Raw genomic sequence first — 14784 nt, 5'->3', positions numbered from 1 at the left:
CGCACCCACAGGCTTAAGTGGCATTTTCAGTGCCTGATCTGTGGGAGTGGCGGTTCTGCGATCACCGGCATGGCCGGTGCCATCCGTGGCGATCCTGCCAGCGGGATACACTCGCGCCTGCACTCAACCGTCAGCGCACACCCTTGCCTCCTACACTCGATACCCACTCCTCGCTACGGCTGTGTCCGCTGGTGCGCAGCAACCCCAGGTCCAGGGCGTTTTCACCCTCCGCCGCGCCCTTGCCCTTGGTCATTTCGGCTATTGCCGTACCGAGATCGACCGGGGAGTTGGAGAAGTCCACCGAGACCGTGCGCTGATAGTCGCGACCGCTGAGCGTCTGGCGCTCGACCGACTGCGCCTGCAGGTCGGCCTCGCCAGCGCCCGACTGGATACGGGCACCGACCAGCCGAGCCTTGCCGCCGACCTGCAGTTCGACACCCTCGCTGCCCTTGAGCGTGGCATGCTGGGCAACTGTGTCGCGTTGGGTGTGGGAAACTTCGACCTTCACTGTCGGCGACAGGTTAGGGTCAGCCTTGGACAGGGCCGGGCCGACTTTCTCGCTGACCTTGCCTGCGGCAGGGCCTGAGAGGGCACTGGCGGCATCGAGGTAACCCTGCGGGTTCTTCTCGTGGCTCAGGCGGGCGTCGGCCTTGACGACCAGCGTATCGACGCGGTCCTTGCGACTGGCCAGCAGCAGGTCGCCGCCGATGGTGCCGCGGATCCTGTCGGCGTCCAGGCTGGCGCCCTCGATCCGGGTATCGCCCTGGCTGGCCAGTTCGATACGATCGGCGCGCAGGCTGCTGGCATTCCAGGTCTGGTTGTCGCGTTTGTCGAGGTCGACCTTTACCCGGCCGTGCAGCCCGCGAATATCCTTGTCCGGCGTTTCTCCGACGTTGAGCCTGAAACCGGCACCGGCGGTGATTGCCAGGTCATCGCGTTTTTCGGTATTGGCCGAGGCTTCGATCAGCATGCCGCCCTTGCTGGCATCGAGGCCGATCTCGGCAGCCGAGGCCTGCAGGCCTTGCAGGTACAGGGCAACGTCCTCGCGTGCGCGGCTGCTCATCGACAGCTTGCCCTGGGTGTCGAAGCGGGCGTCGACGGCCTGGCTGGCCTGCTCGTCGAGCCGGCCATTGGCGAAGTGCCCACCCAGCGCGCCGCCTTTGCCAGTGCCGAGCTTGGCGGCGATTTCCAACCCGCCGCCAAGGTTGCGGCCAGTGGCCTGCTGGCTGTCGCGAGCTGCGCTGACCTGCAGCTTGCCGCCGCTGTCGAGTTCGATGCCGCCCACCGGCGCTTCGCGACTACCGATGCGCGTGCCTTCGAGCAGCAGGTCGCCTGCGCTGGAGAGCACGACCTTGCCCTTGGCGTCGATCCCGACGACCTGGGCCTTGCTGGTCTGGCGCTGTTGCTCGGTCAGGTCGAGATAGCCGCGGGTGTCGATGCCGGTGCTGCCAGGGCGGTTGCCGACCTTGGCCCAGGCGTTGCCGTCGAGGGTGCGCCTGTGTTCGCTGTGCTGGTCGTTGGCCGAGTCCAGGCGCAAGCTGCCCTGGCTGGCAATGCGCAGATCGCCGTCGCCGGCGTCCAGGCGCGTGCCTTCATAGAGGCCTTCGGCGCCCAGTTGCACCTGGATACCCATCTGCCCCTGCAGGCTGCCGACGCGGGCGCTGCGCGTGCTGGACTCGCTGTTGGACGACCCGCCCTTGCCGCTGGCGCGTACATTGAGGTCACTGCCGGTGCTGGTGTCGACCCGGGCATCGCCACCGGCCGTCAGCTGCGTGATCGTCTCGGACTGTTCGTCGAAGGCCGCACGCAGGTGGTGGCGCTCGGCGGTGATTGCCAGAAGGCGCTCCCTGGCCTTCCAGGCGGTGCCCTGGTCATCGATGCGCCTGGCGTTGACCTTGACCTCGGCGCCGGAGAACTCGCTGACCTGGGCGATGCCGCGCCGCTGGTTTTCCAGGCGCTTGAGGTGGTCGATGGTCATGTCGCCGCCGATGCTGGGTGCGACCATCGCGTCTTCAGGCGAAGGCTGCTGGAAACGCGCGGCCTCCTCGCCGAGTACCAGGCGTTCGATCGGTCGGGTCAGGTCGCGGTACTCGAGGCTGCCGCCAAGGGTGGCGCGCCAGGTGCGGGTTTCCTGCGAGCGTTCGTGCACGTCCTGCACCGCTCGGTTGTCGATGTCTTCGGCGTCGATCACCAGCCCCTTGCCGGCCTCGACCCTGGCGGCTTCGGTGACCAGTTTGCCTGCGTTGATCTTCACATCGCCACCTGCCTGTAGTTCGCTGCGTTGTACCTTGCTGTCGCGCTCATGCACGGTCTCCTTCTGATGCTGCCCTTCGAAGAGGCTGCCGATCCTGTCGATGCCACCGGTCAGGGTCAGGCCGCCGCCGCTGCGGGTGGTCTGGGTGTCTGTCTGCTGCTCGTTGCGGCTCGCCGCGAGGGTCACCTGCGGGGCCTGCACCTGCAGATCGCCAGTGCTGGTGATGTTCGAACCCTTGACCTGCAGGTGCGCGTCGCTGCGCAACTCGACCTCGCCGCCTTTGAGCTGGCTGGCCACTTGCTCGGTGGACTGGCGCCGGCTGTGCTGATTGGCGACCTGGTAGCCGATGCCGGCCTCGTACTGGTGTGATCCGGGTTTGTCGTCCTTGGCTGCCACGGTCTGGCGGGCGCTGGCGGTAAAGTTGCGTTGCTGCTCGCGGGTCTCGCTGTCGATGCGGGCCTGGGCGCTGTCGATGCTGAGGTCACCCTTGGCTTCGACCTTGAGCTGCTTGCCGGCTTCGACCCTGGCGCCTTCGATGCGCAGCTCGGCGGCGCTGGCCAGGCGCAGGTCGCTTTTCGAACTGACGTCGCTGGCCAGGACCTGTTCCTGGTAGGTGTTGCTGCTGCGGTCGCTGCCGATCAGGCCGAACACCTTGCTGTCGCTGTGCTGGTCGGTGGTGCTGGAACGGCTGTGGTCGGCCTCGATCGCCAACTGTCCCTGCTCGCTGTACAGCACCGAATCGCCTTTGCTGGCGACGTTGCTGCCCTTGACCCGGACCTGGTCGGCAGTGACTTTCAGGTTGGCCCCGGAGGTGATCGAACTGCCTTGCACCTGCTGTGCATCGTTGTCCTTGCCCTGGCGATCAGCGAAGAAGGCGCCGGAGACCAGGTCGCCGCGGTAGTCGCGTTGCGTACCACGGTGTTCGAGGGTGGTGGTGAGGATATCGACCTGTCTGCCGGACAGGCTCATGTCACCCTTGCTGTCGAGGTGGCTGCCTTGCACCTTGAGCGTATCACCGGCCCTGGCCACCAGTGTGCCCCCCTGCAGGTCGCTGGCGCGGGCGGTTTGCTGGTACTGGTCGCTGTCGTTGTCCCCGCGCCACAGGTGCTTGCGATGGCGGACCTGTTGCTCGATGCGCTGGCTGTCCTTGCCGGCTTCGATGTCCAGCTTCGCCGCGCTGTCGAGGTTGAGTTCGCCGCCTGCCTGCAGGCTGGCGGCGACCAGTTGCATGTCGGCGCCCGACTTCAGGGCCAGCCGGTCATCGGCGCGCAGTTGCGTGCCCAGCAGGGTGTGGTCGGTCGTGGTGGTGTTGCGTTCGTAGGTTTCGGTGGTGACGAACAGCCACTTGTCGTCCCAGGCCTGACGATCGCGGGTGATGTTCTCGCGGGTGGCGGTGTCCAGCGTCAGCTTCTGCCCAGCGTTGACCTGGACGGTCTTGCCCTGGCCGTGCACGGCTTGCAGGCGCAGGTCGCCCGCAGCGTCAAGGTCCAGTGCGCCCTGGCTGCTGCGCAGGGTCGCGGCCTGTTGTCCGTCGGCACCGATATGCAGCCCGCCGGCCGACTGGATGTGGATGCCGTCGCGCCCGTCCAGCTCGACCGCGCCGATTCGCACCCCGGCACCCTCGGCGCTGCTGATCACGCGGATTCGCCCGCCCTGCATGGCGCCGAACAGGCTGGCATCGATGCTCGAGGCGGTGCCGGGCAGATGCTCGACGATCTGCCCGCTGGCGGCGTCGATACGGTTGTGCCCGGCGATCAGTTGCAGGTCGTCGCGCGCCTTGAGCATGCCCTTGCTGTCGATGCGCGGGGCGATCAGTTCAAGTGCGCCCTCTGCGTTGCTCTGGCCGCCCTGGCCTATGTTCAGCGCCGCGTCGCTGTGGAGTGAATCGAACTGGCGGATGCGGCCGTTCTCGAGGTGCACATCGCCGACCACGAAGCCTGCACGAGTGGTGTTGATGAAGCTGCCGCCATTGAGGGTGATGCCGTTGCTGTTGGCCAGCACGTAGTCGGCGGGGCGCCCGAAGATTTCCTGCGGGCCTTCGATCAGCGAGGCGTTGCGGCTGATCACTTCGTTGAGGATGGTCGAGGCGGCCTGGCCCTGGAACTGCGGGTTGGCCGCCAGCGCACCGGCCAGTTGCGACTGGCCTGGCTGCAGGGCGTTGTTGAGCACCGCGCCTGCCTGGCCGACGTTGTAGTCGAGGAACTGGTTGTGCGACAGGCCACTGGTGTTGGGGGCGACGATGTCGATCACCGGTATGCCATGGGCATCGTTGATCAGCGGGGTGCCGCCCGGTCCGGGGGCCGGTTGCAGGCCGCCCTGGGCGAACAGCAGTGGAGAGGTCGCCATCAGCGTCAGGAAGATGCTCCAGCGCAAGGCATCGGGGTAGATCGCGATAGGGGGCTTGTTGTCGTTCACGGGATTATCGCTCTTGTTGTGGGTGAATCAGATCGTCAGGGTCCACTCGAGTACCCAGAAACCAGGCTCCAGGCTGTGGCGGCGCAGGTCGCTGGCGCTCAACGCGCGCTGGTAGTCCAGGCGCAGACGGCTGCCCGCAGTGCCCAGGGTCATGCCCAGGCTGGCGCCGGCCAGGCGTTGGGAGCTGCTGCCGTAGTCGAAGCGCGTCCAGCCGACGTCCAGGCCCAGGTGCGGGCGAACCTCCATCGGCAGGGCGAGGGGCAGGGCATGGCTCAGGGTGTTGCGCCATACCGCGCCGCTGGCGCCGGCGACGCTGTATTGGCGAAAGCCGCGCACCGCGAGGTCGTCGGTCAGCGCCAGTTGTTCGATGGCTGGCAGGCGGTCGGGGCTGTACTGCAGGTTCAATTCGCTCTGCCAGCGCCAAGGCCCCTGGCGCAGGTACAGGAGGTTGGCGCGGTATTTACGAAAAGCCGGTTCGGCGCTCTTGCGCCCCAGGGGGCTGCGGTCGGCGCCGAACCAGTCGACGCCCTGGGCGACCCCCAGATAGGCATTCCACAGGCCACCCTCCAGCCAGAACAGGTTGATGCCGGCTTCCACGCTCGTCAGGGTCGGGCTCTGCTGGGCGATCCTGAGCGGGCCGAAGCTGTTGTCGATGCGCTTGTGGTCCAGGCGCAGGCTGGCGTTGAGCATGCCCTGCCCGTTGCGCCACAGCATGCGGTCCAGGCTCAGGCCTTGCAGGCGGCTGCTGCCGTGGCTGCGCAGGCGGCTACCGGGCACTGGGGCGCGGTACTGCAACTGGCTGGCGTTCAGGGCGAAGGTCCAGGGACCATAGGGGATGCTGTAGTAGAGGCTGGCGCCCTGGCTGTGCCCGGGGGCGTCGAACACCGTGGACAGCAGCGACAGGCGCAGGTCGTCGTTCAGCCCCAGCGGGCTGTCCAGGCCAAGGCCCAGGTTCAGACGGTAGCGACCGGTGAGCGCGCTGCCGCGGTTGTCCAGGCGGCTGTCCACATGCCAGCGTGCACCGATCCGGCGCGGTTCGATCTTGATCCGGGTACCGCCTGGCAGCTCACCGGGCGCCAGGTCGGCGCCCAGGTCGTAGGCACGCAGGCGGTTCAGCTGGTCGAGCCCCTGTTCCAGGTCAGGCAGGTGCAGCGGCTGGCCGAGCATGCCGGGGAAGGCGCCGGCCAGGGACAGCGGCAGCGCGCTATCGAGCTCGATGCTCTCGACGAAGCCTTCGACGATGATGATATCGAGCGGCTCATCGGCCTTGGGGCGGCGCGCCAGGTAGGGGCGACTTGCCGGATAACCTGCGTGTACGTAGGCTTCGGTGATGGCCAGCAGCAGGCCGTTGATGTCGCTGGCGCTCATGCACGGGCGCAGCAATGGCCGCAGGGTCTGTTCGAGGGCCGGGTTGCCGAGGCGTTGGTTGCCGCCCAGACGCAGCCCGCTGACTGGCCAGCAGCGGCTGTCGGCGCTTGTCGGCGCTGCGCCAGGCGCCTGGGTTTGCGGGGCCGGGCGGCGCTTCCACTGGTCCAGCCGCTGTTGCTGCTGCAGCTGCTGGAGTTCGCGTTGCTGGTCGCGCATCTGCTCGCTGGCCGGGTCGGCAGCGAAGGCTGTCGAGCAGCTCGACAGCGTCAGCCATGCGCAGAGGGTCAAGCGGCAGATAGCAGTGAACGGTGTGCTCGCCATGGCAGAATTCCGCAAGGGTCGTACGTTTCAAGTACTCGTTTGCGTGGATTCTAAGAATGTGAGCAGTCGTTTGGATGCGGTCCGTTGCCTGCATGAGTATCAGGCAAATTACCTTTTCGAGTCGGGATATTCCGAGACTTTGCTTTGAATGTAGGACCCTGAGTTTTGTACGAAAAGTACGGTCATCCTGCCGCTCCCTCAACGCGAACCCAGGTTGGTCCGCGCCCTGCCTTCAAACGGGAAGGGAAACATGCACTCAGGGACGGATCTCGATCATGGTGCCGTCCTTGACCATGCTCCACACCTCGCGCATGTCGTCGTTGCGCATGGCGATGCAGCCTTCGGTCCAGTCCAGGGTGTGGAAGTACCACTCCGGGTATTCCTCGTTGATCGGGGTGCCGTGGATCATGATCATGCTGCCGGCGCTGACCCCCTCGCGGCGGGCCTTGGCGGCATCGCTGATGTTCGGGTAGGAGATGTGCATGGCCAGGTTGTAGCGGTCGCTGACCTTGCGCCAGTCGAGCCAGTAGAAACCTTCGGGGGTGCGCTTGTCGCCTTCGCGCTCCTTGGCACCCTTGGGCTGCTTGCCCAGCGAGATGCGGTAGGTCTTGAAGGGTTCGCCGCGGCTGATCAGTTGCAGGCGGCGCTCGGACTTGAGCACCAGCACCTTGTCGATCTGCGGGCGGCTGCTGTTCTGCGCCGCGCTGGCCTGCGGCTGTGCACCCTGCGCAGGCGTTGCGGGCAGGGGCTTGCGAATGATGGTCTCGGTGAACGCCGCCTGGGACACCGATGCAGCGCACAAGCAGAAGAGGGCAAGCAACCAGCGCATGAAACGTATCCTGAAGTAGCTAGGTGGACGACGAAACGTTCATCGGCGGCAGGTATTCATGGCCTATGGGGTACTGCTGCCCGATGCGGTCGCGATAATAGCATTCTAGTGTCCGCGTGACGGTGCGGAAAGCCAGTTCGTGCCAGGGTATTTCATGTTCCTCGAACAAGCGCACTTCCAGGCTCTCGACACCGATGTCGAAGTCCAGGTCGGCCAGTTCGGCGCGAAAGAACACGTGCACCTGGTTGATGTGCGGCAGGTCGAACAGCTGGTAGAGGGTAGTCTGGCCGACGCGGGCGCAGGCTTCCTCGACCGTCTCGCGGCGGGCGGCCTGCTCGAGGGTCTCGCCGTTTTCCATGAAGCCTGCCGGCAGCGTCCAGAAGCCGCGGCGTGGTTCGATGGCGCGGCGGCACAGCAGCACCTGGCTGCCCCACACTGGCAGGATACCGGCGACGATATTGGGGTTCTGGTAATGGATGGTCTGGCAGGAAGGGCAGACGTACCGCAGGCGGCTGTCGCCCTCGGGGATCTGCTGAATGACCGGTTGGCCGCACGCGCTGCAGAATTTCATGCTTTTATTCCTGTGTGAGCCGCTATCTTGGCGCGGTCGCGGTGGTCGCTGCAAGCCGTCGGGGCTTGGGTGCCTCGCGGCTTTGGTGCATCATGCAGGGCAGGCCTTGGAATCGAGAGTGCGCAATGCTGGACGAGCTTCTTCGCCGAATGAGCAACCATACCCCCGCGTCACTGGAGGGGGATCGTCGTTTCCCCGAAGCGGCGGTGCTGCTGCCCATCACCCGTAGCGAAGAGCCCGAACTGGTCCTGACCCTGCGCGCCAAGGGGCTTTCCACCCATGGTGGCGAAGTGGCCTTCCCCGGTGGGCGCCGCGATCCGGAAGACCCGGACCTGGTGTTCACGGCGCTGCGCGAGGCCGAGGAAGAGATCGGCCTGCCGCCTGGCCTGGTCGAGGTGGTTGGTCCGCTCAGCCCACTGATTTCACTGCATGGCCTGAAGGTGACGCCGTTCGTCGGGCTGATTCCGGACTACGTCGAATACCGCGCCAACGATGCCGAGATCGCTGCGGTGTTCACTGTCCCCCTGGCGTTCTTTCGCCAGGACCCACGCGACCATACCCACCGCATCGACTACCAGGGCCGCAGCTGGTACGTCCCCAGCTATCGCTATGGCGACTACAAGATCTGGGGGCTGTCGGCGATCATGATCGTCGAGCTGGTCAACGTGCTGTTCGATGCCGGCATCAGCCTGCATCATCCGCCAGAGCGCTTCATCCAGAACTGAGCGGGGCTCACCCCGCCGACCGCGTCCAACCGTGAGGAACGAGACATGAAATACCGCCTGGGCGACCTGCGGGTCGAGACCCATCCCACCAGCTGGGCTGCCCCCACTGCCACACTGATCGGCAAGGTGCGCCTGCAGGCCCGGGCCAGTGTGTGGTTCGGTGCGGTGCTGCGCGGCGACAACGAGCTGATCGACATCGGCGAGGACAGCAATGTCCAGGATGGTACGGTGATGCACACCGACATGGGCTCGCCGCTGACCCTGGGCAAGGGCGTCACCATCGGCCACAACGCCATGCTGCATGGCTGCAGCGTCGGCGACTACAGCCTGGTGGGCATCAATGCGGTGATCCTCAATGGTGCGCGGATCGGCAGGCACTGCATCATCGGCGCCAACGCACTGATCCCGGAAGGCAAGGAAATTCCCGACGGTTCGCTGGTGATGGGCTCGCCGGGCAAGGTGGTGCGCGAGCTGACCGAGCAGCAGAGACGCATGCTCGAAGCCAGTGCCGCGCATTACGTGCACAACGCCGAGCGCTATGCGCGGGAGCTGGTGGTCGATGAAGACTGACGAACGGCCGGTCGCCTCGCCGTGCGTGAACGTATGTGCGCTGGACGAGCAGGACATCTGCATCGGTTGCCAGCGTACGGTGCAGGAGATCACCCGCTGGGCGCGGATGGACAACGACGAGCGCCGCAGGGTGCTTGCGCTCTGTCATGAGCGGGCCGTGGCGGCGGGGTTGGTGATCGGCTAGTTCGTTTTCCGGGTTGGCCTTTTCGCGGGTAAACCCGCTCCCAGAGGGGTCACCACTGTTCTTGAAAGCGGTGGCGAGCTCAGTGGGAGCGGGTTTACCCGCGAAGCGGTCAGCGCTAATCTGTCAGGCTTTGCCCATCGAATACCCGGATCATGTTCTACCTCATCGCCTACATCAGCAGCGTGGTGCTCATCAACTACGCCTTCTCCAGTGCCCCGCACCTGGACATCATCTGGTCTGCCTGGGGCGGGCTGGTGTTCATCCTGCGCGACATGGTGCAGACCCGCTACGGGCACGGTGCGCTGATCGCCATGCTGGCGGCGCTGGTGTTGTCCTACGCCACCTCGGAACCTGCCATCGCCCTGGCCAGCGCCACCGCGTTCTTCGTCTCCGAACTGATCGACTGGCTGGTCTTCAGCGTCACCCGCAGGCCCCTGCGTGACCGCCTGTGGCTGAGCTCGGCGTTGAGCATTCCGGTCGATACCTTCATCTTCTTCGGCATGATCGGCGCGCTGACGCCTGCGGTGATCGGCACGGCAATGGCCTCGAAGTTCGCCGGGGTGACGGCGGTCTGGCTGATCATGGCATGGCGGGCACGCCGGGCGCTGGCGGTGGGTTGATCGGCGCGCGATTGATGTAGAATACCGGTCCTTTTTCAGCGGGCAGCACCAGCCGGCGCGCCCCGGACGCCTTCGAGGACCTGAAATGACCCGTATCGGAACCCCATTGTCGCCGACCGCGACCCGCGTACTGTTGTGTGGCTGCGGCGAGCTGGGCAAGGAAGTGGTGATCGAGCTGCAGCGCCTGGGCGTCGAGGTGATCGCCGTGGACCGCTACGCCAATGCCCCCGCCATGCAGGTCGCACACCGCAGCCATGTGATCAACATGCTCGACGGCGTGGCCCTGCGCGCGGTGATCGAAGCCGAAAAACCGCACTACATCGTGCCGGAAATCGAAGCCATCGCCACCGCCACCCTGGTAGAGCTGGAAAACGAAGGCTTCAACGTGGTGCCGACGGCCCGCGCCACCCAGCTGACCATGAACCGCGAAGGCATCCGTCGCCTGGCGGCCGAGGAGCTGGAGCTGCCGACCTCGCCCTACCACTTCGCCGACACCTATGAAGACTTCGCCAAGGGCGTGGCCGATGTGGGCTACCCATGCGTGGTCAAGCCGGTCATGAGTTCGTCGGGCAAGGGCCAGAGCCTGTTGCGCAGTGACGCCGACCTGCAGAAAGCCTGGGACTACGCCCAGGAGGGCGGTCGTGCGGGCAAGGGGCGGGTGATCGTCGAAGGCTTCATCGATTTCGAGTACGAAATCACCCTGCTGACCGTACGTCATGTCGGCGGTACCACCTTCCTCGCGCCGGTTGGCCATCGTCAGGAGAAGGGCGACTATCAAGAGTCCTGGCAGCCCCAGGCCATGAGCCCGAAAGCGCTGGCCGAGTCGCAGCGTGTCGCTCAGGCGGTCACCGATGCGCTGGGCGGTCGCGGGCTGTTCGGTGTCGAGCTGTTCGTCAAGGGCGACCAGGTCTGGTTCAGCGAAGTCTCGCCACGCCCGCACGACACCGGCCTGGTGACCTTGATTTCCCAGGACCTGTCGCAGTTCGCCCTGCATGCCCGTGCCATTCTTGGCCTGCCGATCCCGGTGGTACGCCAGTTCGGGCCGTCGGCCTCGGCGGTGATCCTGCCTGAAGGCCAGTCGCAGCAGACCAGCTTCGCCAACCTCGGTGCCGCGCTGAGCGAGCCGGACACGGCCATTCGCCTGTTCGGCAAGCCGGAAATCAACGGCACCCGGCGCATGGGCGTGTGCCTGGCGCGTGACGAGTCGGTCGAGGCGGCGCGGGCCAAGGCGACCCGTGCTTCGCAGGCGGTGAAGGTCGAGTTCTGATCTGAAATCGCAAGGGGCTGCCGTGCAGCCCCCTCGAGCCCCCCGTGAGAGCGCCGAACCGCCGCTCTCACGGGATCGCGTGATGCTCAGAGCTCGGTGTGGCGGGTTTCCTTGAGGCACAGCACGGCAATCAGGCTGATCACCGCAGCCACCGACACATACCCTCCCACCCAGCTCAATCCCCCCATGCTCACCAGTTGCTGGGCGAAGAACGGTGCCGCCGAGGCGCCGACGATGCCGCCCAGGTTGTAGGCCGCCGAGGCCCCGGTGTAGCGCACATGGGTCGGGAACAGCTCGGGCAGCAATGCGCCCATCGGTGCGAAGGTGACGCCCATCAGGAACAGCTCGATCGCCAGGAACAGCGCAACGCCGGCGGTGGAGCCCGAGGTCAGCAGCGGCTCCATGGTGAAGCCCGAGGCAATTGCCAGCAGGCCGCCGACGATCAGCACCGGTTTGCGCCCGTAGCGGTCACTCAGCCAGGCCGAAAGCGGCGTGGCCAGGGCCATGAACACCACGGCGAAACACAGCAGGCCGAGGAAGGTCTCGCGGCTGTAGCCCAGCGTCGATACCCCATAGCTGAGCGAGAACACCGTGGAGATGTAGAACAGCGCATAGCACACCACCATCGCTGCGGCGCCCAGCAGGGTAGGCAGCCAGTACTTGGCGAACAGGTCGACCACCGGCATCTTCACCCGCTCCTGGCGGGCCACGGCCTTGGCGAAGACCGGGCTTTCCTCGAGCTTCAGGCGCACGTACAGGCCGACCAGCACCAGTGCGGCGCTGAGCAGGAACGGAATGCGCCAGCCCCACTCACGGAACTGCTCGTCGCTGAGGACCAGGGCCAGGGTCAGGAACAGGCCGTTGGCGGCCAGGAAGCCGATCGACGGGCCAAGCTGCGGGAACATGCCGAACCAGGCACGCTTGCCCGGTGGCGCGTTCTCGGTGGCCAGCAACGCGGCGCCGCCCCATTCGCCGCCCAGGCCGAGCCCTTGGCCAAAGCGCAGCACGCAGAGGATGACCGGCGCCCAGACACCGATGCTGTCATACCCGGGTAGCACTCCGATCAGCGTGGTCGAGACGCCCATCAGCAGCAGCGAGGCAACCAGGGTCGACTTGCGCCCGATGCGGTCGCCGAAGTGGCCGAACAGGGCCGAACCCAGTGGCCGGGCAAGAAACGCGATGCCGAAGGTGAGAAACGCCGCGAGCATCTGTGCGGTGCCCGAGCCGGACGGGAAGAACACCGGGCCGATCACCAGCGCAGCGGCGGTGGCGTAGACGTAGAAATCGTAGAACTCGATGGCGGTGCCGATGAAGCTGGCGGTGGCGACCCGGGCGGGCGAATTGACCGGGGTCGCCGAGGCAGGTTCGGCGTAGGTGCTGCTGGTTGTCATGCGTAGGTCCCTGAACAGTCGTTCGCGTGGCCGCATAGGCAGGCCGCCGCGTATTGTTGTGGTTCGCCAGGTTGACGAAGGCCCATGCGATGGCAGGGTGCAGGCACTGTTCGGGATACGACGCAGGGCCGCAGGTTCGTCGATGGCGGACTGGCCGCAGGGCGCCGGGTGCGGGTAGCAGGCGCGACGGCAGGGCTGGGTAAGCGTGGCCCGAGTATAGCTATCGGGTCACGGTCCAGACCAGTACCTTGCTGGCGCAATTGTCCTCGGTTTCGAGGATTTCCAGGCGGTAGCGGCCGATCTTCAGGCACACCGCGCTTTCCGGAATGCTTTCCAGCGCCTCGGTGACCAGGCCGTTGAGGGTCTTCGGCCCGCCGTCGCACGGCAGATGCCAGCCGAGGCTGCGGTTGAGCTCGCGCAGCGAGGCGGTGCCTTCGATGACGAAGCGCCCGTCGGGCTGGGGATGGATGTGCGGGTTGTCCAGGCTTTGCTCGTCCTCGAACTCGCCGACGATCTCTTCGAGGATGTCTTCCAGAGTGACGATGCCCAGCACTTCGCCGTACTCGTCGACCACCACGCCCATGCGCCGCTGCTGCTTGTGGAAATTCAGCAGTTGCGTTTGCAGCGCAGTGCTCTCCGGGACGAAATAGGGTTCGTAGCAGGCGGCCTGGAGTTTCTCCAGGGTCAGCTCGGCGCGCGGCAGCAGGTGGCTGATGAGCTTGGTGTTGAGGATCGCTTCGACCTGGTTGATATCGTTGTGATAGACCGGCAGGCGGGTGTGCCGGCTGACGATCAACTGTTCGACGATGTGTTCGATCGGGTCGTCGAGGTTGATGCCGTCGACCTCGTTGCGCGGCACCAGGATGTCGTTGACGGTGACTTTGTCCAGCGCCTGCAGGCCTTCGATCAGGCCTTGGCGCGGCGCCTCGTGGGGCGCCTCGTCATCGACCGCGTCCTGGTCCTGCGGGTGCAGGGCCACGGCGCTGGGTTGCACACGGAACGGGCGCAGGATCAGCCTGGACACGCCATCGAGCAGGCAGGCCAGTGGCTGCAGGGCCGCGAGCGGCAACTTCAGCAGGCTCGCGCCGAGGCTGACGAAGGCTTGTGGGTTGCGTCGCGCCAGACGCCGCGGCAGGTATTCGGCCAGTACCAGCAGTACCAACGCAGCCCCCAGCCCGGCCAGCCAGAAACCATGCTCGCCGCTGTAGCGCTGGCCGAGCAGGCAGGCCAGGCCCAGCACCAGCAACTTGCCCAGGCTGGCACAGAGCACCAGGGCCTGGGCGGGCAGGGCAGGGTGGTCGGGTTCGCCGGGGCGTGGGTGACCGTTGAGCTGCTGGCGGGCGGCGTCGACGGCGCTGAACAGCGCCGACCACAGCAGGGCCAGTGCCAGGGTGCCGAGCAGCGGGGCGTACGGCAGAGTGTCCATGGCCGACCGTCAGATGTGCAGGATGAATTCGCGGACCAGCTTGCTGCCGAAATAGGCCAGCATCAGCAGGCAGAAGCCGGCCAGGGTCCAGCGGATCGCCTTGTGCCCGCGCCAGCCGAGGCGGTTGCGCCCCCACAGCAGCACGCTGAACACGATCCAGGCCAGGCACGACAGCGAGGTCTTGTGCACCAGGTGCTGGGCGAACAGGTTCTCGAGGAACAGCCAGCCGGAAATCAGCGACAGCGAGAGGAAGATCCAGCCGGCCCAGAGAAAACCGAACAGCAGGCTTTCCATGGTTTGCAGTGGCGGGAAGTTGCGGATCAGCCCGGACGGATGCTTGTGCTTGAGCTGATGGTCCTGCAACAGCAGCAGCAGCGCCTGGACCACGGCGATGGTGAACAGGCCGTAGGCGAGGATCGACAGCAGGATGTGTGCAAGGATGCCGGGCTGTTCGTTGATCAGCGGCGCCGTACCGGCCGGGGCGAACTGCGCCAGCAGGGCCGTCACCGCACCGAGCGGGAACAGCAGCACCAGCAGGTTCTCCACCGGAATGCTCAGGCAGGCCAGCAGGGTCAGGGCGATCACGGCGGTGGCGATCAGGCTTGCGGCGCTGAAGAAGTCGAGGCTCAGGCCCAGCGGGGTGAGCAGCTGGAAGAACAGCGCGCCGGTCTGGGCGATCACGGCAATCACGCCCAGCAGGCCGAGCAGGCGTTTGTCGACCTTGGTGCCCTGGGCCAGGCGCGAGCCCTGGTAGGCTGTCGCGGCTATATAAAGGATGGCCGCGATCAGGTTGGGGATGAGGCTGGGTGAGGAGAGCATAGGTCCTGGTAGGCGAGCCCTTGG

11 protein-coding genes and 1 pseudogene are annotated in these 14784 nt (G+C 66.0%); 5 read left to right on the top strand and 7 right to left on the bottom strand.

The window, feature by feature from the left end; all coding sequences use genetic code 11:
• Positions 1–130: 130 nt before the first annotated feature.
• From AC1TXO_RS21425 to AC1TXO_RS21410, 4 genes and pseudogenes are all read right to left on the bottom strand, one after another.
• Complete coding sequence (locus tag AC1TXO_RS21425) at positions 131–4669, bottom strand: hemagglutinin repeat-containing protein (RefSeq protein WP_486403584.1); 4539 nt, start codon at positions 4667–4669, stop codon at positions 131–133.
• 27 nt (positions 4670–4696) lie between these two features.
• A complete protein-coding gene (locus tag AC1TXO_RS21420; protein ID WP_486403583.1) occupies positions 4697–6358 on the bottom strand; it encodes a ShlB/FhaC/HecB family hemolysin secretion/activation protein in 1662 nt (553 codons plus the stop codon).
• Positions 6359–6614: 256 nt separating this feature from the next.
• Positions 6615–7034, bottom strand: a pseudogene (locus AC1TXO_RS21415) (L,D-transpeptidase family protein); the annotation flags it as partial.
• A gap of 172 nt (positions 7035–7206) precedes the next feature.
• Complete coding sequence (locus AC1TXO_RS21410) at positions 7207–7758, bottom strand: NUDIX hydrolase (protein WP_486403582.1); 552 nt, start codon at positions 7756–7758, stop codon at positions 7207–7209.
• Between the two features lie 125 nt (positions 7759–7883).
• Here AC1TXO_RS21410 and AC1TXO_RS21405 point away from each other — a divergent pair, with 125 nt between their 5' ends.
• The 5 genes from AC1TXO_RS21405 (at position 7884) to purT (ending at position 11124) form a co-directional block, all read left to right on the top strand.
• The gene (locus tag AC1TXO_RS21405; protein WP_486403581.1) at positions 7884–8483 is read left to right on the top strand and encodes a CoA pyrophosphatase; all 600 of its coding nucleotides are present in this window, start codon (positions 7884–7886) and stop codon (positions 8481–8483) included.
• Positions 8484–8528: 45 nt separating this feature from the next.
• Positions 8529–9053 (top strand): gamma carbonic anhydrase family protein, encoded by a 525-nt coding sequence (locus tag AC1TXO_RS21400; RefSeq protein ID WP_486403580.1) that lies wholly within the window; start codon positions 8529–8531, stop codon positions 9051–9053.
• Positions 9043–9237 carry a DUF1289 domain-containing protein gene (locus AC1TXO_RS21395; RefSeq protein ID WP_416767080.1) on the top strand — a complete coding sequence of 65 codons (195 nt, stop codon included), beginning with the start codon at positions 9043–9045 and terminating at the stop codon, positions 9235–9237. The genes AC1TXO_RS21400 and AC1TXO_RS21395 overlap by 11 nt, the downstream gene beginning before the upstream one ends.
• 152 nt (positions 9238–9389) lie before the next feature.
• Entirely contained in the window at positions 9390–9857 is a 468-nt protein-coding gene (locus AC1TXO_RS21390; RefSeq protein ID WP_054895618.1) for a VUT family protein, read from the top strand.
• An 85-nt stretch (positions 9858–9942) separates the two neighbouring features.
• Positions 9943–11124, top strand: a complete 1182-nt coding sequence (purT, locus tag AC1TXO_RS21385) for a formate-dependent phosphoribosylglycinamide formyltransferase (protein WP_112897568.1) — start codon at positions 9943–9945, stop codon at positions 11122–11124.
• An 86-nt stretch (positions 11125–11210) separates the two neighbouring features.
• Here the strand turns inward: purT and AC1TXO_RS21380 are convergent, their stop codons facing one another.
• The 3 genes from AC1TXO_RS21380 to AC1TXO_RS21370 all read right to left on the bottom strand — a co-directional run bounded on the left by AC1TXO_RS21380 (position 11211) and on the right by AC1TXO_RS21370 (position 14760).
• On the bottom strand, positions 11211–12515 hold the full coding sequence (locus tag AC1TXO_RS21380) for an MFS transporter (RefSeq protein ID WP_486403579.1): 1305 nt from the start codon (positions 12513–12515) through the stop codon (positions 11211–11213).
• A 220-nt stretch (positions 12516–12735) separates the two neighbouring features.
• Positions 12736–13941, bottom strand: coding sequence for a transporter associated domain-containing protein (locus AC1TXO_RS21375; RefSeq protein ID WP_486403578.1), 1206 nt, complete (start codon positions 13939–13941; stop codon positions 12736–12738).
• Between the two features lie 9 nt (positions 13942–13950).
• Positions 13951–14760, bottom strand: coding sequence for a cytochrome C assembly family protein (locus AC1TXO_RS21370; RefSeq protein ID WP_486403577.1), 810 nt, complete (start codon positions 14758–14760; stop codon positions 13951–13953).
• Positions 14761–14784: the final 24 nt, after the last annotated feature.

Source organism: Pseudomonas sp. FA117, from assembly GCF_057370475.1.
This window is presented reverse-complemented; position numbering and strand designations above follow the sequence as displayed.